The organism is Pirellulales bacterium (assembly GCA_035939775.1).
GTDB lineage: Bacteria > Planctomycetota > Planctomycetia > Pirellulales > DATAWG01 > DASZFO01.
This window is the reverse complement of sequence record DASZFO010000033.1, coordinates 1-17,828: the sequence shown is the minus strand read 5'-3', so window position 1 is coordinate 17,828 and position 17,828 is coordinate 1. Positions and strand designations below refer to the sequence as shown.

The 17,828-nt window shown below is 61.5% G+C and carries 15 protein-coding genes; 7 read left to right on the top strand and 8 right to left on the bottom strand.

Features of this window, described 5'->3' with window-relative positions; translation table 11 throughout:
- From VGY55_01545 to VGY55_01535, 3 genes are all read left to right on the top strand, one after another.
- On the top strand, positions 1–204 hold a 204-nt coding region (locus VGY55_01545; protein ID HEV2968639.1), incomplete at its 5' end, for a gfo/Idh/MocA family oxidoreductase.
- Between the two features lie 9 nt (positions 205–213).
- Complete coding sequence (locus tag VGY55_01540) at positions 214–2,040, top strand: SulP family inorganic anion transporter (protein HEV2968638.1); 1,827 nt, start codon at positions 214–216, stop codon at positions 2,038–2,040.
- Positions 2,041–2,190: 150 nt separating this feature from the next.
- Entirely contained in the window at positions 2,191–2,967 is a 777-nt protein-coding gene (locus VGY55_01535; GenBank protein HEV2968637.1) for an NIPSNAP family protein, read from the top strand.
- Between the two features lie 139 nt (positions 2,968–3,106).
- Here VGY55_01535 and VGY55_01530 read toward each other — a convergent pair whose 3' ends face one another.
- Positions 3,107–4,246, bottom strand: a complete 1,140-nt coding sequence (locus VGY55_01530) for a hypothetical protein (GenBank protein ID HEV2968636.1) — start codon at positions 4,244–4,246, stop codon at positions 3,107–3,109.
- A gap of 260 nt (positions 4,247–4,506) precedes the next feature.
- On the opposite strand from VGY55_01530, the gene VGY55_01525 reads away from it, so the two are divergent.
- Positions 4,507–4,779 carry a hypothetical protein gene (locus VGY55_01525; protein ID HEV2968635.1) on the top strand — a complete coding sequence of 91 codons (273 nt, stop codon included), beginning with the start codon at positions 4,507–4,509 and terminating at the stop codon, positions 4,777–4,779.
- A gap of 88 nt (positions 4,780–4,867) precedes the next feature.
- Here VGY55_01525 and VGY55_01520 read toward each other — a convergent pair whose 3' ends face one another.
- The 4 genes from VGY55_01520 to VGY55_01505 form a co-directional block, all read right to left on the bottom strand.
- Positions 4,868–7,021, bottom strand: coding sequence for a S46 family peptidase (locus tag VGY55_01520; protein HEV2968634.1), 2,154 nt, complete (start codon positions 7,019–7,021; stop codon positions 4,868–4,870).
- Between the two features lie 34 nt (positions 7,022–7,055).
- On the bottom strand, positions 7,056–9,737 hold the full coding sequence (locus VGY55_01515) for an oligopeptide transporter, OPT family (GenBank protein ID HEV2968633.1): 2,682 nt from the start codon (positions 9,735–9,737) through the stop codon (positions 7,056–7,058).
- 245 nt (positions 9,738–9,982) lie between these two features.
- Positions 9,983–10,831, bottom strand: coding sequence for a hypothetical protein (locus tag VGY55_01510; GenBank protein HEV2968632.1), 849 nt, complete (start codon positions 10,829–10,831; stop codon positions 9,983–9,985).
- A 297-nt stretch (positions 10,832–11,128) separates the two neighbouring features.
- On the bottom strand, positions 11,129–11,575 hold the full coding sequence (locus tag VGY55_01505; GenBank protein HEV2968631.1) for a hypothetical protein: 447 nt from the start codon (positions 11,573–11,575) through the stop codon (positions 11,129–11,131).
- A 215-nt stretch (positions 11,576–11,790) separates the two neighbouring features.
- Here VGY55_01505 and VGY55_01500 point away from each other — a divergent pair, with 215 nt between their 5' ends.
- The 3 genes from VGY55_01500 (at position 11,791) to VGY55_01490 (ending at position 13,930) form a co-directional block, all read left to right on the top strand.
- Positions 11,791–12,372, top strand: a complete 582-nt coding sequence (locus tag VGY55_01500) for an NAD(P)H-dependent oxidoreductase (GenBank protein ID HEV2968630.1) — start codon at positions 11,791–11,793, stop codon at positions 12,370–12,372.
- An 82-nt stretch (positions 12,373–12,454) separates the two neighbouring features.
- A complete protein-coding gene (locus VGY55_01495) occupies positions 12,455–13,018 on the top strand; it encodes a Uma2 family endonuclease (GenBank protein ID HEV2968629.1) in 564 nt (187 codons plus the stop codon).
- 348 nt (positions 13,019–13,366) lie between these two features.
- The gene (locus VGY55_01490) at positions 13,367–13,930 is read left to right on the top strand and encodes a Uma2 family endonuclease (GenBank protein ID HEV2968628.1); all 564 of its coding nucleotides are present in this window, start codon (positions 13,367–13,369) and stop codon (positions 13,928–13,930) included.
- On the opposite strand, the gene VGY55_01485 is transcribed toward VGY55_01490, so the two are convergent.
- The 3 genes from VGY55_01485 to VGY55_01475 form a co-directional block, all read right to left on the bottom strand.
- Positions 13,931–15,907: a HAMP domain-containing sensor histidine kinase gene (locus tag VGY55_01485; GenBank protein ID HEV2968627.1), complete on the bottom strand. Its 1,977-nt coding sequence runs from the start codon at positions 15,905–15,907 to the stop codon at positions 13,931–13,933.
- A gap of 8 nt (positions 15,908–15,915) precedes the next feature.
- Complete coding sequence (locus tag VGY55_01480) at positions 15,916–16,662, bottom strand: response regulator transcription factor (protein ID HEV2968626.1); 747 nt, start codon at positions 16,660–16,662, stop codon at positions 15,916–15,918.
- A 93-nt stretch (positions 16,663–16,755) separates the two neighbouring features.
- A partial coding sequence (locus VGY55_01475) for an aminotransferase class III-fold pyridoxal phosphate-dependent enzyme (GenBank protein HEV2968625.1) occupies positions 16,756–17,828 on the bottom strand: 1,073 nt, incomplete at its 5' end.

The window sequence follows — 17,828 nt, the reverse complement described above, 5'->3', positions numbered from 1 at the left end:
GTCGCGAGCGTTCGCGCCGGGCGCCGCCCTCATGCCGACATCGAGGAAGGGCACAAATCGGCCCTCCTCTGCCATCTCGGCAACATCGCCTACCGTGTCGGCCGCGCTCTTGACTGCGATCCGCAGACCGGCCACATTCTGCACGACGACGATGCGATGCGGCTTTGGGCTCGCGAGTATCGTCCGGGCTGGGAACCGAAATAGCCGATCGCGATGGCTGCGAAGTTGGAATCAACTCCCGAGCGTCCCGAACAGATCGCCGCGCGCCGCGGCTACGGCTGGACGGGAGTCCGGCACGATGCGATCGCCGGGCTGACCGTGGCCGCGATTGCCACCCCGCAGGCGATGGCCTACGCGCTGATCGCCGGTGTCGAACCGCGCTATGGGCTCTACGCGGCCATCGTGGTGACGGCGGTCGGTTCGGTCTTCGGCTCATCGTCGTTCCTGATCAACGGCCCGACAAACGCCATTTCGCTGGTCGTGTTCAGCGCGCTGGCGTTCCTCAGCTCGTCGGTGCATCCCGATCCGACAAAAGTCGCCGAGGCGATGTTCCTGCTGGCCGTCATGGTTGGCGCGATTCAAATCGCCATCGCGCTATTCAAGCTCGGCGACCTGACGCGCTATATCTCCGAGTCAGTCGTGCTCGGCTTCATGGCCGGTGCCGGAGTGCTGATCGTGATCAGCCAGGTGGGCAACTTGTTCGGACTCGTCGACCAAGGCAACGGCCATCAGCACATTCTCTATCGCCTGTCGCAGACGATCGACCACGGCGGCGCAATCAATCCGCGAGCGCTGGGGATCGGGCTGGGAGTGACGATCTCGGTCGTCGTGCTGCGGCGGATCGTGCGAAAGTTTCATTTGCCGCGATTGGACATGCTGCTCGTGCTGATCGTGGCCGCGGCGCTCACCGATTGGCTCGGCTGGTCGGTCGTTGACGGCAACGGCAAGCGGTTGGTGGCCGTGGTGGGAAATGTGCCGGGCGGATTGCCGGGATTTCACCTGCCAGCCTTCAATCTCGATTGGATGAAGGAAATGGGAGGCAGCGCCGTCGCGATCGCCGTGCTGGGCCTGCTCGAAGCCCTGGCGATCGCCAAATCCCTGGCGACTCAAACGCGGCAAGCGCTGGATTACAATCGCCAATGTCTGGCCGAGGGGCTCGCCAATTTGAGCGGCGGCTTGTTCCAGTGCATGCCCGGCTCGGGATCGCTCACCCGCTCGGCGATCAACTTTCAAGCGGGGGCGGTTAGCCGTTTGTCGGGCGTGTTTTCCGCCGCGGCCACGGCCGTCATCATGCTGCTCTTCACGCCGCTGGCCGGCTATGTCCCCAAAGCCGCCCTGGCCGGCATTCTGATGGTGACGGCTTACGGGCTGGTCGATTGGCCGCGGCTGCATTACGCGCTGCGCACTTCGCGCTACGATGCCGTGCTGGTGCTGGCCACGGCGCTGACGGCCGTTTTCTGGAGCGTCGAGTTCTCGATTCTGATCGGCACGATGCTCTCGTTCATTATGTACATTCCCAGGGCTTCGCGGCTCAAAGGGACCGAACTGGCCGTCGGGGCCGATCGGATCGTCCGCGAGCTGCTCCCGGACGAGCAGCCTTGCACCGGCTTGGTGGTCTTCGATCTGGAGGGGGAATTGTTCTTCGGCGCGTCGCCCGAATTGGAAGCGATCTTCGACCAACTTCACGATCGCGCGGCGGCCGGAGCGAAAGTGATCGTCCTGCGGCTTCGGCGGACCCGCAATCCCGACATGGTCTGCATGAAGCTCTTCGAGCAATTTCTGCACGATATGCACGATCGAGGCGTGAAGGTGTTGCTTTGCGGAGTGCGCGAGGATTTCAGCCAGGCGATGATCAACCTGCGGTTCTACGATCTGCTGCCAGCAGATCGAATTTTCTACCAAGACACAGCCTCCCCCGGCTCCTCGACGATCGACGCCGTGCGCCATGGCTACGAGCTGCTCGGCGACCATACCTGCCCAGCCTGCGCGCTGCGCAACAAAATCGAGCCGAATTCGGACGCGTTGTATTACATGATTTGAGCGGCGTCTTGTGCGATTCGGTCGGGCGTGATTTGACAAGCCCTAGCTGAATTCGCAAGAATTCAGAAGCTCCAATCAAGGTTTCACCGTCGGAATTCTTGCGAATTCCGCTATCTCATCTCCCGTCAAATACTACGAGGCGAAATTCCCATGACCTCCAGCCCCTTTCTCGCCGCGATCGATCTCGCTATAACCGCCAGCGCGACCCTTTTCGCCACTGACTCGCCGAAGGACACACGCTGCTTCGAACTGCGGGTTTATACCGCGGCCGACGGCAAGCTCGATGCGCTGCATGCGAGGTTTCGCGATCACACTTGCAAACTGTTCGAGAAGCATGGCATGACGAACATCGGGTATTGGGTGCCGCTGGAGAACACGGAGCACAAGCTCTACTACATCCTGGCGTATCCGAGCCGCGATGCGCGGGCCAAATCGTGGAAGGAGTTTATGGCCGATCCCGATTGGAAAGCCGCTCAGGCTGCCTCGGAAAAGGACGGCAAGCTCGTGACCCACGTCGAATCGACCTTTTTGCACGCGACCGATTTCAGTCCCGAGATCAAGCCGGCCACCGACGGCGAGCCGCGCGTGTTCGAGCTGCGCACCTACACGGCCTCGCCGGGCAATCTTGAACTTCTGCACGCCCGATTCCGCGACCACACGATCGCGCTCTTCGCCAAGCACGGCATGACCAACCTCGGCTATTGGTCGCTCGACGCCGATCAGAAGGGCGCCGGCGACACTCTCGTCTACTTGCTCGCCCATAAATCGAAGCAGGCGCGCGACGACAGCTTCAAAGTCTTCGGGGCTGACCCAGAATGGCAAGCCGCCAAAGCGGCATCCGAAAAGGCCGGCCGTGGCTCATTGACCGCCCCGGACGGCGTGAAGTCCGTCCTGCTTTCGCCGACCGACTATTCGCCGACGAAATGAGAACGCCTAACAAACCGGGCTGGGAGAAGGGGACAGTCCCCATTTTGCTCCGCGGACTTCGCAAAAGGGGGACAGTCCCCGCCGGATTTGTTAGGCGTTCTAAGCGCATCGAGAGTGCTCCATCCTGAACCAGCCGGCATTACCGCGTGGCCCCGCGGCCGATCCCGAATTGATCGCCGACCTTTAGGACCTGTGCGTCGCGGAAGTCGATCTCCAGCAGCTTTTCGCTTTGAACAGGGCGCCCTGTTTCGTCTTGCAGTTGAGCGACGACCTTGCGGCTGGCCGTGTCGATCACGTCGCCGGTCGAAGGATACGCGAAATGGCCGTCGAGGCTGAATGTGACCCAGCCCGGCTCATCGCGAACGCTCACGCTAGCGACTTCGCGCGGAGGCACTTCGATCATGTCGAAGATGTGCAGCGCGTGGCCCACCGAATCGCAAACCCAGATCTCGCGCTCATTGGGAGTCATGCCGATCCCGTGGCTCGGGGTGCCATGGCGCAGGGGCTGGCCCGTCTTGATGTCTTTCACCTCAACGCGCTCGAGAAACTTGCCGGTGGTAAGATCGCCGATCTCGAATCCCGTCAGCCGGTTCACCGTGACATAGCAGCGGGTCTTCTCGGCGTTGACGGTAAACGGGCGAATCTCGGCGCTGAACGGCCCGACTTTGCTCGCGACCTCGTTCGTCGCCGTGTCGACCACCGTCAAGACCGGAGAGTGCAGGCCGGCACAATACACGCGCGTGCCATCGGGGCTGCAAACCGTGTTGTGCGAGCCGCTCTTGGTTTCGATCTTCGCGATGATCGCTCCGCTCTCGCCATCGACGACGTTCCAGTGCGGGCCTTCCAGCGACGGAACGAATAGCCGCTTGCCATCGGGCGTGATCGCCAAGCGATCGCAGCCGCCGGGAAGCTCCTTATCCCACACACCCTTCTCCGTCGCGAGGTCGAGGCAATAGAGCCGCGTGAGCGTTGTGTAGTAGAGCCGCCGCGTCGCGGCGCTCGCGCAAACCCCTTTGATGTTTTCCGGCTTCGCCACCCGACTTGCCGCCGTCTCGATCCGTTTAACGAAGGTATGGTCATGGTCGATATCGAAAACCAGAATCCCGGCTCCGCCATATTGCAGGTAATCTCGGATTCCCGGCTCGGCGACATAAAGCAGCCGGTGTGGGGCGGCGGTCGGCTCGGCCGCTAGCACGCACGGGGTGAATCCCGAAGTCAGCAGCCACGCGGCAACGACTGTCAACACGACATGGCGGATCGTTGGCGAGATTCGGATCATGTCGAAAACCTCGTTGGTAGAGAAAAATCCTGTTCGCCTCGCCACTATCTTAACAGCCGGGTGAAATGATTGCGAACCGCTCGCTGCCTATCTTGGCGTCCTTGGCGCCTTGGCGGTTTATCCTCGATTTTCGTTCGACTGCTCTTGACCCGACTAACGATCCGACCTACCTTTTCGGCCCCAAACGGCCTCGCCCGTCCACCGCGCGATCGCGCGCATGGGCCGGATCCCGCTCATCGCTTCTCACAAGGAATTTGGCTATGAAATGGATCATCCTGCTTGTCGGTTTGGCTGGATTTGCCAGCGGTTGTAGTTCGACCCCGACCAACGGCTATGGCACAACGTACGCGCCCCCCGCGTATCCGGCCTATGCTCCGGGCCCGGTCTATCCGGCGGCGCCCGTTTATCAGCCGCAGTCCTGCACCTGCCAGCCGGTGGCCGCGGCTCCCGCCACCACCACCTATCGCGCCCTGACTCCGACGACCTATATTCAACCGGCGTCATATAGCACACCGACAACCTGTTGCAATTGAGCCATAGAGGACTTGGAACTTGCGGTCCCAACGCTAGCGGCGTCGGCTACGTGCGCGACGCTGCCAGCGTCGGCAGTTCGGCGCACTTTCATCGCGCCGGCTTCTCGGCCACTCTCGTCTTCCCGGCAATCTCGTCCGCGATCTCGCCGGCGTCGTAGATCTTGCGTAGCGCCTCGACGATTGCCCGGGCGTCGACTGCCACGGCCCGGGCTTTCTCGTCGGTATAGACGAAGTCGAGCACCAGCGATTGGATGTTGCCGTCGAAGATGAGGCCGACCAATTCGCCGCGGCGATTGACCACGGGGCTCCCCGAGTTGCCGCCGATGATGTCGGCCGTGCAGATGAAATCCATCGGCGTTTTCAGGTCGATCCGATCCTTGTGTTTGAGCCAGCTTTCGGGCAGGCGGAACGGCTCCTGGTTCTTATGCTCTGCCGCGCGCTCGAACGCGCCGGCCATCGTGGTCCAGGGGGGGATCGTCTGCCCTTCGTCGGTGAAGCCTCTGACGACGCCGAAGGCCAGCCGGAGCGTGAAGGTGGCATCCGGGTACGTGTCGGTCCCCGTGATGGCGAACCGCGCGGCGGCGATCTTCGAGTAGGCCTGCCGCAGAGGCTCTTGCACCTCTTCCTCGTACTTCTTACGCAGCGCTCGCGACGGCGGATCGACCAGCCGGGCCAGCTCGATCATTGGATCGGTCGATTGTTCGATCGCCTTCGTGCCGCCGGCCGCCAGCCGCTTCCGTTCGGCCACGTCTTTGAGCTTCGTGCCGTGAATCAATTCGGCGGCCCGATCGCGCGGCGATTTGCCGGCAAGCACTTTCACGACCACGTCGTTGTCGGCCCCCAGCTTGGTCACGAGCGACGAGAGCGAGTCGGCTAGATTGAGCGTTTCCAGATTGTCGTAGATCGGAGCGGTGGAATAAAGTCGCTGCTCGAGCGATGGCCGGCTCGATTCGGCGAACTCGGGAAACCGCTCGGAGTTCGACTTGGCGTCTTCGGCCGGCAGCCGCACGAGCGTGCGGGCGAGCCGAAACAGCCGGCTATTGAAGCCTTGCTCGGCCTCGAGCATATCCAGGTCGGTGTAAATCTTGCGCCAAGCCGACAGGGCCGCGGCGACATCGTCCCAGGCGGCCAAGTCGGATTTCGGTTTTGCCGCGTCGCCCGACCGCTCGCGTTCCGCCAGCTTCTCGCGGAGCGACTTCTCTTCCTCGCGTTTGCGGGCCATCGTGGCCGGGTCTTGTAAGCCGGCAAGCTGACCGCCGAGGGCCTTGCGAGAATTTTGCGCGCCCAAGAGTTCGTTCTGCGCCCGCCGAGCATTCTCTTGACTCCGCGCGCCGAATGCTCCCAAGACGACCTCTCGCCGGTAGAGTTGATCAAGGCGCCGCGGAAGATTCATATCGCGAATGAATTCGAGGTGATCGACCGTGTCCATCCGATCGGTGTGCCCAGGATGGCCGGCGACGAAGACCAGCTCATCGTCGTGAATTCCCTGTGGGTTCCACTTGAGATAATGCTCAATCTTGGCTGGCTTGCCGTCTTCGTAGACTCGAAACAGACAGAAATCGAGATCGTAGCGCGGGTATTCGAAGTTGTCGGGATCGCCGCCGAAGAAGGCGATTGCCTCCTCGGGCGAGAAAACGATCCGCACGTCGGTGTAGCGCTTGTAGCGATAGAGATGATAAACCGCGCCGTGATAGAGAGTGACCACGTCGCTGCGCAGGCCGGTGGCGTCGTGCGATTCCTTCTCGATCGTGTTGGTGACTGCCCGAATGGCTTCATGGGCCTGAGCCGAGGTCATGCCGGGCTTCACCGCCGCGTTGACCCTGTCGGTGACGTCCTCGATGCTTTGCAGCACATTGAGTTCGCTATCGACGGCCCGCAACTCGTCGGCCCGCGTCTTGGCGTGGAAGCCCTCGTTCGTGTAATCGTGCTCGGGCGTGCTCAGTTTTTGCAGCGCCCCGCGGCCGACGTGATGGTTCGTGAGCACGAGGCCGTCGGCGGAGATGAACGATCCGCTCCCGCCGTCATTGAACCGGACGGCCGCCCGTTGCAGGTGCTCCAGCCATTGTGCCGACGGCTCGAAACCATACTTCTGCTTGAGCAGCTTGGTCGGCGGGTTATTGAATAGCCACATGCCTTCGTCGCCAATTGAAGAGTTGGTCAACATGGGCAACAAAACCAGCGAAAGGATCGGGAATAGACGCAACGCGCGGATGGCACGGCATTGGGAAAACTGCTTCGGCATGATTGTCGCTCTCCGAGGAAGTGATTCTCGATCGTCATCTCTTGTCTGGCGGCTTGCGGATGGCCGCGCCGCCGCTGTCCTGTCCCGGCGGGGCGGCTGGACGCTTCGGCGTGGTTGTCGCGGAAGGGCCGCCGGAAAACAGCCAACCGAGGCCAACGGCAAGCAGCAATAGTGCCAGAACTCCGAACGCCGCCAGCGATGGCCAGGTGTGCTGTGGCAGCTTCAGCCGAGTGTCGGGGGGTAATCGATCGGGAAGTGGTATGACACTCTCGTTAAACTCCAGCAATTGTTGGGCCTTGTCTTCCGTTTTGAACAATTCCTTGGAAATGGCGCCAAGCGTCTCATTCCGCGGGACGCGGTAGGTTTCATCTGACGGGAGCTTGAGCACGATGCCGGCCGCCACGGGCGCGAGCCGCGCCAGTTGATCGCGATTCAGTTCGATGATCTCGTACGTCAGACCCTGGATCGCCTTGAGATACTGCTTGTCCTCGTCCGTCTTGATCTCGGTCGGCATGGTCAAGCCCAACTCGTGCGCCGCCACTTGATCCATTTGGGCTTGGAACGAAGGGGCTTCGCTGACGGCTACTTGCCGATATTGCCATTGGCCGAGCCAATTGGGAATCGCATCGCTGAATGAGAAAAACGCGATCAATACTCCACCAACGGATCCCCCCGCGATGAACCCGGTGGAGAACAGCACGCCAGGGCTCATGTCCGACTCTGATTCCGTGCGTCCTTGGGCGCGTGCGCTCTTGCCGAACTTGTCGGCCACAAAACGAATCAAGCCGCCGAGAAAGATCGGAGTGGACGTCGAAATCGGCAGGTACACGCCAACGGCAAACGGGAGCGAGGGGACGCCACACAGTTCCAGGACCACGGAAATCGAAACCCCTAACAGCACCAGCGTCCAGGGCAGCTTCTGATTGAGAATTCCGTCGGTGACGAGCGCCATGAGTTTGGCCTTGGGCGCATCATATTTCAGAACCTCCGTGCCGTCGTCTCGTTGCTTCAGCCGGCCGTTGATCCCCGGATCGACGAGATAGCGAATCCGCCCGCCATCGTCCACGAGATACTTTCCCGGCGGAACGCGCTCGGCGTTTCCTTCCGTCGGCCGCCAAATGTGATAGACAGTGCCGTCGTCTGGTGCGCGTCCCTGGTCGGTCAACTTGCTGACGTCCAAGGGTTGTGCCGGTACGGGCAGATTCCGCTTGCTATAGATGGTGCTAGCGCTGTTGAGCGCGATCAAGATCACGCCGATGACTAGGGCCGAGGTTAAAGTTCCAATTACGATGGCCCACTGTTGCAAACGCGGCGTCGAGCCGACGAGGTACCCAGTCTTCAAGTCCTGCGAGGTCGTTCCGCCATTCGAGGCTGCAACACAAACGACTGCTGCCACGGAAAGCGCCGCCAAACGATCCTCGGTTGTCGTCCAACCCATTGCCAAGAAAACCAGGCACGTTAGCAGAAGCGTCGCTACCGTCATGCCTGAAATCGGGTTCGACGACGACCCGATTTCGCCCGTCAGCCGCGACGAAACCGTGACGAACAGAAACCCAAAGAGCACGATCAGCACCGCGCCCAACGGATTCATTTCCAGCTTGGGAATCCAGGCAAAGTGCTCGTGCATCGGCGTGGTGGACCAGATAGCGCCGACCAACGCCAAGGAGCCGACTCCCACGAGCCACATGGGCATATCCCGGTCGGTGCGGCGAACCGCCCCGCCCCCATTGCCGCGGCGCGTGGCGCTCATGTCTCGAATGCCGGACACCAGCGATCGGACAATCAAAGGGAGCGACTGGAACAAGCTGATGATGCCGCCGGCCGTGACTGCGCCGGCGCCGATGTAGAGCGTGAAATTCTCCCGCAGTTCCGTCGCGCCCATGGCATGAATCGCCATCCTGGCGGGATAAACCGGCGCGTCCAACTGATCGCCGAACAAATGGATCGCCGGCATCAGGACGAAATAGGTCAGCAGTCCGCCGGCCATCATGATGCAGGAGATGTGCGTGCCGATGATGTAGCCAACTCCCAATAGAACCGGGTCCACTTCCATCGCCGCTACCGCCCCCTTGTACCACTTGAGCACTCGCGTCGGGGTCCCGTTCCAGAACTTCAAGCCGTCCATCAGGAACTTATAGACGAATGCCAAGCCGAATCCAATGAATACGGTTTTGGCGCTTGTGCCCCCTTGCTCGCCGACGATCAGCACGTCGGCGCAGGCCGTTCCCTCGGGATACTTGAGCGTGTCGTGCTGCTTGACGATGAACGCCCGCCGCAGCGGGATCATCATCAAGATTCCGAGCAGGCCCCCCAAGACCGCGACGACCATCACCCGGCCAACGTCCATCTCCGCGCCTAAGATCATCAGCGCCGGCATCGTCACACCGACGCCAAAGGCGATCGATTCGCCGGACGAGCCGGCGGTCTGCACGATATTGTTCTCGAGGATCGTGGTCCGGCGGATGCCGAGAAGGCGCGAGGCAACTCGCGAGAGCGTAATCGCCAGCACCGCGACCGGAATCGACGCGGAGACGGTCAACCCGACCTTCAACGTCAAATAGAGCGACGAGGCTCCGAACACGATCCCCAGCAGCGAGCCGACGATCACCGCTCCCCAAGTGAACTCGGGAACGCGGGCTTCGTCCGGCACATACGGCTTGTGCTCACTGCCACCGGACCGCTGCCCCGTCGGTCGCTCCGTCGTCTTGGTCGACATAATGTAGTAGGCACGCTCCGCGTGCCGCAACAAAAGTAGGGCACGCCGTGCGTGCCGATTTCTGGGACAGTCACCTCTTAGAAACGGTTGTTATGACGCAAAAAGCCCAGAGGTTGCAACCCCTGGGCTTCTTGGATGAAAACAAATCTTGCGGATTCGATCCGCTCGCGGGCGACGCCGCCAGCGTCGGAACGTTTGTCAGCGCCGATCATGAATCATCTGGCAAACGCGAGCCGAACCAAAGATTACGGCAGCACCGGCACTTGCTCGACGTGCTCTTCGTAAACCGTGCGGCAGGTGGTCACCGGCACCTGGCGGACCTGCTGCTCCTCGACGTAGTGGACCGTCTGAACCTGCACGTTGCGGACCTGGTCCTCGTCGACATAGCGGACGGTCTGCACCGGCACCTTGCGGACCTGTTGCTCTTCCACGTAGCGAACCGTTTGCACCGGCACTTTGCGGACTTGCTCTTCCGGGGCGTAGTGCATGGTTTGCACCGGCACCTTCTGCACGACCGTTTGCGGCACGTAGTTCGTCACCTGCTGCTGGGTCCATTGACCGCAGCCGAGATAGACGTTCTGGCAACTGGTAGTTGGAGCGTACGCTGTGCTCACTTGGTCTTGCAGCGCCGTTTCATAGACGGGCTTGAGCACGGTGCAACGCTCTTCGCGTTCGCCCGTTTCGTAGATCGGCTTCTGCACGGTATACGTCTCTTCGCGCTCGGCCGTCTCGAAGATCGGCTTGCGCACCGTGTAATGCTCCTCGCGCGTGGCCGTCTCGAAGACCGGCTTCTGCACGGTGAAGTGCTCCTCGCGCATCTGCGTCTCGTAAACCGGTTTGGCCACCATGAAACGCCGCTCGATGGTCGCGGGAACCGCGCAGCCGCAGGCCGGCAGCGCCGTGATCTCAGGCGCGGGAGCATACATCGCCGTCATCGGCGCCGCGGGAAGGGCGGGCGCCACGGCGAGCGCCGGCGCGGCGGCCATCGGCGCAACCGCCGTGGCCCCGCAGTTGCACGCCATCGCGCGAATTGGCAACGCCGCGCCCAACGCCACAGCCACCAATCCAATCGAAACTCCGCGAAATCGTCTCATCGCTTTCTCCTTTTTCAATGCTGCCCGACGGCTCAATATCAGGGTCGTGAACGCGAGCGCAATCGTCATTTCTAATATGCACCGCGTCGCGGACAAACTCAAGCAGCGCACGAATTTCGTGGGCGATTCTGCCAGTGTTGACAGCGTAACTGTTTGCCCAGCATACCTATTCTGATAAAAACGCCTCGAGAATGCGGCTAAAAAACCACATCGGGCACTAAGGCCACGAAGATTCCCTCTGCAAGGAATCCCGCTTCATGCACTTCGGGGCTTAGGTTCCAGCATCGTTCGCCGATGTCAAGAGTTCGAGCGGGCGCGCATGTAGTAGCGCTGCACTTCAGCGGCGCAGCAGCGGCCATCGGGAGCGGACGTCGCGCAATGGGCTTCCACCGACTTCGACTTCGCCAACAAAGACTTCACCCGAACGGTCGTTCCCTCGCGGAGATCGGCGTCGATCTCGGCGGTCGTGAAGCCGAAGCAGTTGCACATCGGAGCGGACGGATCCTTCGGAAAAGTGGGCCGCCCCAACTGGTCCACCGACACGGTGCGCTCGAAGCGATCGAAATACGCCACATCGCACTTCGGGTATGGGCAATAGAATGCCGCGTCGGCCAACTGCTTCCGCGATTCCGCGTCGAGCTGCGCCGCGAGAGTCTCCGCGCCGACTGCGATCGCCAACGATCCGCACCGTGGGCAATGGCCGGTCCCTGTATCTTCTGGTTCGCGAACGAAGGCCTTATTCATGGTAGTGAGCAGAACACGTCTGAACGATAAAGTGCGGACTACGAATCCGAGAAAAACGGGAATCGTCACGCATCGGTGTCATTCGAGCGAATCCGTTCGTATTTCGACCTTCGAACTTTGTACTTGGCTTGGCCGCAGTCTCTGGCCTCTCGTCGGGGGCCGCTCTACAATTTGGCTGCTGATATTCTACCTCATGGCGCAACCAAGGAGTTACCATGGCAGGGAGCGCAAAGATACTGGCCTTTGCGGGGAGCACGCGCGCGGCCTCGTTCAACAAGAAGCTGGTGCGGATCGCCGCGGACGAGGCGCGGGAAGCGGGAGCCGACGTGACGCTGATCGACTTGCGCGATTATCCGCTGCCGTTGTTCGACGGCGATTTGGAGGCGAACGATGGACTTCCAACCAATGCGCGAGCGCTCAAAGACATCTTTCTCGCCCACAACGGCCTGATGATTTCGGCCCCCGAATACAACAGCTCGATCACGGCCGTGCTAAAAAACACGATCGACTGGGTCTCGCGTCCCGTTCCGAATGAGGCCTCGCTGGCGTGCTTTGCGAATAAGCTGGCCGTGTTGATGAGCGCATCGCCCGGCGCGCTCGGCGGACTGCGCGGCTTGGTCCACGTGCGAGCGATTCTCGGCAACATCGGCGTGTGGGTGCTGCCCGACCAAGTCGCCGTCATGAAGGCCCACGAGTCGTTTCAGCCCGACGGCACGCTCAAAGACGCGAAGTTGCAAGCTTCGGTCAAGAACCTCGGCGCAAAGCTTGCCAGCGCGCTCAAGAAGATGAATGCGTGAAAGTCACGTAGGAAGCCGAACCCGCGAAATCACGGTCGAGGTTGCGTTGCCGCATGAATATCGGTCCGTTTATAATGTGTGCATGAGCACGATTGCCAAACTCTCCGTCACGGAATACGAGCGAATCGTCGCGACCGGCGTGTTCGATGGCATGAATGCGCGGCGGATCGAATTGATTTGGGGGGAACTCCGAGAAATGAATCCGATCGGCACCGAGCACGCAACGGCCGTGGACTGGTTGAATAAATGGAGCGTTCTCTCGGTTGGCGACGACGCTTGCGTGCGAATTCAGAATCCCCTTGCATTCTTGCCAGCCGATAGCGAACCGCAACCTGACCTCGTCTGGGCCAAGCCACGGAAGTATGGCAAACGCCATCCCTGGGCCGAGGATGTTTTCTTGCTCGTCGAGGTCGCAGACAGCAGCCTCGACCAGGATCGCGAGGAAAAGGCCAAGCTTTATGCGACAGCCGGCGTTCTCGACTATTGGATCGTCAACCTCGTGGACCGTACGGTCGAAGTGCACCGCGATTCGAAAAGCGGTCGATATCGGAGAATGCAGTCGTTTGCCGCCGGCGCCGTCGTCCAGTCGCTCGCACTACCGAAGATTGGGTTGAGTGTCGATTCGCTGTTCGCCGCGCTCGACTAACCCATTAAAAACAACCAATGACGATGCAGATTTCTGAACGCGACCGCGAGGCGATTGCACGGGCAATACAGCGATTCAGCCGCACTACTCAGTTAGTGTCGGAGAATGTCGTCAGAATCAGGATCAGCGACGATGGAAGAATAATCGTCTATGTTGGCATTCAACGTGGGCCGCGAAATGGAGGCGGAGACTGCCTTGAAGCCATTCCCGTTGACGACGATTGGCAGATTAAGCATGTTGGCCAATGGCGATCGTAAACAATCCGCACACCCACCACCTCACTTTTCACCCACTACCCTACCGTTCATTGCATTGTCGTCCGAATAAATATGCGAGTATAATAGGTAAATGAGCACGATTGCTAAACTTTCGCTACCGGAGTACGAACGAATCGTCGCCACCGGCGTATTCGACGGCAAGAATAAGCGGCGCATCGAGTTGATCTGGGGAGAACTCCGCGAAATGAATCCCATCGGCTCGGAGCACGCGATGGTGCTAAATCGTCTGACACAATGGAGCTTCAGGACAGCGGGCGAACGAATTTGGCTTCGGATTCAAGACCCAATCGCGATCTCATCGGCCGAAAGCGAACCGGAACCGGATTTAGTGTGGGCAAAGCCGAAGGATTATACCGCACACCATCCATCGGCGGACGATGTTCTCTTGCTAGTCGAGGTCGCTGAAAGCAGCCTCGATTTCGATCGCGACGAAAAGGCCGGACTTTATGCCACGGCCGGAATTCTGGATTATTGGATCGTCAACCTTGTTGACCGTGTGGTCGAAGTGCATCGAAATCCGCGGCAACGCCGTTATCAAAGCGTGGCATCATTCGCTGCTGCGCAGTCGGTGCAGACACTAGCGCTACCCGAGGCTCGCCTAGTCGTTGACACTCTTTTCGGCGAACACGCTTGATTACGATTGGCCGATTGAGTGCGCGCTGAGGCTCAAAGCGAAGCAGGCCCCGCCGCCCGCTGGCGGCTCGTAGCGGAGATCGCCGCCCATATCGCGCGCGAGCCTGCGGCAAAGGGCCAAGCCGAGACCGACGCCCGGCGCCGAGACGGCCGCGTCCTGGGCCGATTTGCGGAACGGCTGGAATAGCGTGCGTCGTCGGGCCGGATCGATTCCCGGCCCTTGATCGCGAAGGCGCAGATGAAAACGGCCTTCGCGAACGTCCGCACCGAGGCGCAGGATCCGATCGGTCGCCGTTGCCGCGTACTTGCAAGCGTTGTCCACGAGGTTGAAAAGAATCTGCTCGACCGCCGCCGGGTCGGCGACCACGATCGAGCCGCGCACTTCGTCGCCGGCTTCGATTGCCAGCTCAAAGCCGGCCTGGTGCGCTCGGTCGGCGAGCCGATTCGCCGCCGTGGCGAGAAGGTCGCTGACGGAGACGGGCCCGACGCGATTGCCGGGCTTGTTCCGCTCTAGCCGGGAATAAGCGAGCACATTCTCGACGAGATGCGTCAGCCGGTCGGCCTCGATGCGCAGCGTGTCGAGATAGCGATGGCGGCTCGCTTCGTCGGGCACCATTCCTTCCGCCAGCATCTCGGAATACATCCGAAAGGTGGTCAACGGCGTGCGCAGTTCATGCGTTACCGCGGAGACAAACGCCGCTCGGCGCTCGCTCAGCGACATCACACCCCTGAGCAGCATCGCCACCGCCATCGCTCCCAGCAGCATCGAACTCCACGCCAGCACCAGCGACAGTCGGACCGGAGAGAGCGGCGGATCGATCAATTCCGGCAACACGCCAATCTCCAGCCGAACCGGAAGCACCGCCGAACGGCGGCTCTCCTCCTCGGCCGCCGGCGCCGTCACCGCCGAGAGCTTGGCGTCGGGCAGCAAATCGCCGATTGCGGACAGCAATTCCTTCTCGATCGCCGGCCAATTAAGTAGGCAGCCTTGGATCAACTCCTTGCCCGCGGCGTGAACGCGGCGCGCGAGAATCAATTGATCGCCGAGCCATATCGGCGTCATCAGCGCCGTCCGCTCGTCGCCGGGACCGTCGGGCCAATTGATGACCTCATTTTGAGGCGGCGCGTTAGCAAAGTTTTGCGCCAGATACTGCGACCGGAAACGAAACTCATTACCGCCCGGCTGCTGCCGCTGGTTGTCCGATTGCGGATCGCCCGTCGGTTTTCCAGAGCCCTGATTCTCACTCGCCGCCTGCGACGCTGAGGGCTGTTGGACCTGAGCCTGCTCCGCCGACACTCTCTGGGAAGGAGCTTGATTTGCGGAAGGATTTGAATAAGCATTGTTGGCAGAATTGCCTTGCGGATTGGACAGCAATCCCGAATTCGCCCCGAACACGAGTTGACTCGAACCGTTCGACCCATTGTTGAGAGCAATTTGGCCAGACGGCTCGACCGGCAGTTCCGGCGGCGGCAACATGGTCAGCAGCTTGGGCGGATCGACGAGCGATTTGACGCGGTCGAGCAGCCGTTTGGATTCGGCGACTTGCTCGGCGCTCAGATACTTCGGCACCACGCGGTCAGCGATCGCGGCGGCCGGCACGCGCGGCGAGCTGAAGCGCCCGGCCGAATCGATTTGGAAGTGCAACAGAATCTGCGGTGGTAGGTCAGTGACAAGCGGCGAAGGGTTGGGTTCCGGCGCGCCTTTTGTCCGCGACTTCGAGTTGGGCGCTCGTTCGGCCGGATAGAGCGTGCCATAGCTGAAGTAGGGGCGAGCGCTCTCTTGAGTCACCAGCGGCGCGAGCGCGGAATCGATCCGCCAAAGCGCCAACCGGGCGCTCGCCTCGGCACCTGCTTGCCTCCGCGCCGCCGCCTCCGCGCGATCCGATTCGAGCGCGCGAAAGCTCAGCCAGCCGACTGCCGCCACGATCACGGCCAGACAGACGCCGAAGGCCAACCAAACTTGCCACGGAGAACGCATGGGATTCGTTAGGAAAGCCTCGGAGCGAGCGGAGTGCACTCAGGTGGGCCATCGATCGCGAACATGTAGCCCTTGCCGCGCACGGTGAGCACGACGCGCGGCTGCGAGGGATCGTCGCGCAGTTTTTCCCGCAATCGAGTGACGTGCATGTCGATCGTCCGCGTCGCCAGGCCGCGCGGACTGATTTGCCAGACGCGCAGCAGCAACTCGTCGCGCGAAATGGCCCGGCCGGCGTTGGCGGCCAAATAGCGAAGCAACTCCACCTCTTTCTCTGACAGCTCGCCGCGCTCGCCGTCATCGAAGCGAATCTCCGAACGCGCCAAGTCGGCAACCCCGCCGGGGAAAGGAATCTGAACGATGTCGCGCGGCCGTTCCGGCGAGCGGCGGAGCACCGCTTCGATTCGGGCCAAGAGTTCCTTCACGCTGAACGGCTTGATGACATAGTCGTCCGCCCCGAGCCGCAGCCCGGTCACGCGGTCGTTTTCGGCTCCACGGGCCGTCAAGATGATCACCGGCTGCGTAGGCCGCACGGTCCGCACCTGCCGAAGGATCTCGAGCCCATCGGGTCCCGGCAGAACAAGGTCCAAGAGCAGCAGGTCATAAGGCTGCTGCAAAGCCATTGCCAGCCCGGCCTCGCCGTTGGCGGCCTCCAGGGGCGCATAGCCGGCGAACCGCAGTGCATCGACGATCCCGCGGCGAATGGCCGAATCGTCTTCGATCGTCAACACGCGGAGGGGTTGAGTTGCGCTCGCCATGAAAAACCTCGCGTGGACCGAAGAGCCGTGGACCACCTCAATTCTATCTCCAAACGGTGGCCCGGACGTGTAATCGTTTTGTAACGAAGGCCGTCATTTTCCCAGCACGGCCTCGATCGAGCTGCCGAGGATGTCCACCATGCGGTCGATTTGCGTTTGCTGGGCGACGTAGCAGGGAGCAAAGTTGTAGACGTCGCCGTGCATCCGCGTGAACATCCCGTGCTGCTGCGTGGCGGCGTGAACGCGATTGCCGACCTTCTCCTCCGGCAGGAACTCGGCTTTGGTCCTCTTGTCCGCCACCAACTCGACCGCCGCCATCAGGCCCAACCCCCGGACCTCGCCCACGTGCGGATGCGATTCGAGCGTTTTCAACTGATGCAGCAACCGCTCGCCCAGCCCGCGAGCCCGCGGCAACAGCTCCTCACGTTCGAGGATGTTCAGGTTCGCCAGCGCCACGGCGCAGCCCACGGGATGGGCCGAGTAGGTGAAGGCGTGCATCCACGTCTGCGACCCAGCGGCCGAATCGACGGCCTCGGCGATTGCGTCGCTCAGGCCCATGCCGCCGAGCGGGAAATAGCCGCTCGTGATACCCTTGGCAAATGTGACAATGTCCGGCTCGATGCCGTAGCGCGTCAGGGCAAACCAATCCCCCGTCCGGCCGAAGCCTGTAATCACTTCGTCGGCGATTAGCAGGACATGGTGGCGATCGCAAATCTGGCGAATCCGAGGCCAATAGTCATCCGGGGGCACGATCACGCCGCCGGCCCCTTGCACCGGTTCGCCGATGAAGGCGGCCACCGTGTCCGCCCCTTCGCGGAGGATGGCCGCCTCCAGGAGATCGGCCGCAATCTGCCCGCGGGTCCGCGGATCGTCGTGCTTCACGTCGGCCGGCGGCTGGAAGCGATACGGATACGGGCTGTCGATCTGGATGAAACCGGGCACCCGCGGCTCGAACATCGGCCAATAGCTGGCGATCCCCGTGGCCGACATCGCCGCGAGCGTCACGCCGTGATAACCCCAGGTGCGGCTGATGATCTTCGTCTTGCCCGGTTTGCCGGCCACTTTCCAAAAGAAACGGGCCGTCTTAAAGGCCGATTCGTTCGACTCCGCCCCGCCGCAGGTGAAGAAGAACCGGTTGATTCGCGGATAGCAGAGGGCCGAGAGCC

Bases quoted from the DNA above. Each gene is read 5' to 3' on its own strand.
- VGY55_01485 (HEV2968627.1), bottom strand. From the start codon at position 15,907: ATGCGTTCTCCGTGGCAAGTTTGGTTGGCCTTCGGCGTCTGTCTGGCC.
- VGY55_01520 (HEV2968634.1), bottom strand. From the start codon at position 7,021: ATGCCGAAGCAGTTTTCCCAATGCCGTGCCATCCGCGCGTTGCGTCTA.
- VGY55_01495 (HEV2968629.1), top strand. From the start codon at position 12,455: ATGAGCACGATTGCCAAACTCTCCGTCACGGAATACGAGCGAATCGTC.
- VGY55_01500 (HEV2968630.1), top strand. From the start codon at position 11,791: ATGGCAGGGAGCGCAAAGATACTGGCCTTTGCGGGGAGCACGCGCGCG.
- VGY55_01490 (HEV2968628.1), top strand. From the start codon at position 13,367: ATGAGCACGATTGCTAAACTTTCGCTACCGGAGTACGAACGAATCGTC.
- VGY55_01535 (HEV2968637.1), top strand. From the start codon at position 2,191: ATGACCTCCAGCCCCTTTCTCGCCGCGATCGATCTCGCTATAACCGCC.
- VGY55_01510 (HEV2968632.1), bottom strand. From the start codon at position 10,831: ATGAGACGATTTCGCGGAGTTTCGATTGGATTGGTGGCTGTGGCGTTG.
- VGY55_01525 (HEV2968635.1), top strand. From the start codon at position 4,507: ATGAAATGGATCATCCTGCTTGTCGGTTTGGCTGGATTTGCCAGCGGT.
- VGY55_01505 (HEV2968631.1), bottom strand. From the start codon at position 11,575: ATGAATAAGGCCTTCGTTCGCGAACCAGAAGATACAGGGACCGGCCAT.
- VGY55_01480 (HEV2968626.1), bottom strand. From the start codon at position 16,662: ATGGCGAGCGCAACTCAACCCCTCCGCGTGTTGACGATCGAAGACGAT.
- VGY55_01515 (HEV2968633.1), bottom strand. From the start codon at position 9,737: ATGTCGACCAAGACGACGGAGCGACCGACGGGGCAGCGGTCCGGTGGC.
- VGY55_01540 (HEV2968638.1), top strand. From the start codon at position 214: ATGGCTGCGAAGTTGGAATCAACTCCCGAGCGTCCCGAACAGATCGCC.
- VGY55_01530 (HEV2968636.1), bottom strand. From the start codon at position 4,246: ATGATCCGAATCTCGCCAACGATCCGCCATGTCGTGTTGACAGTCGTT.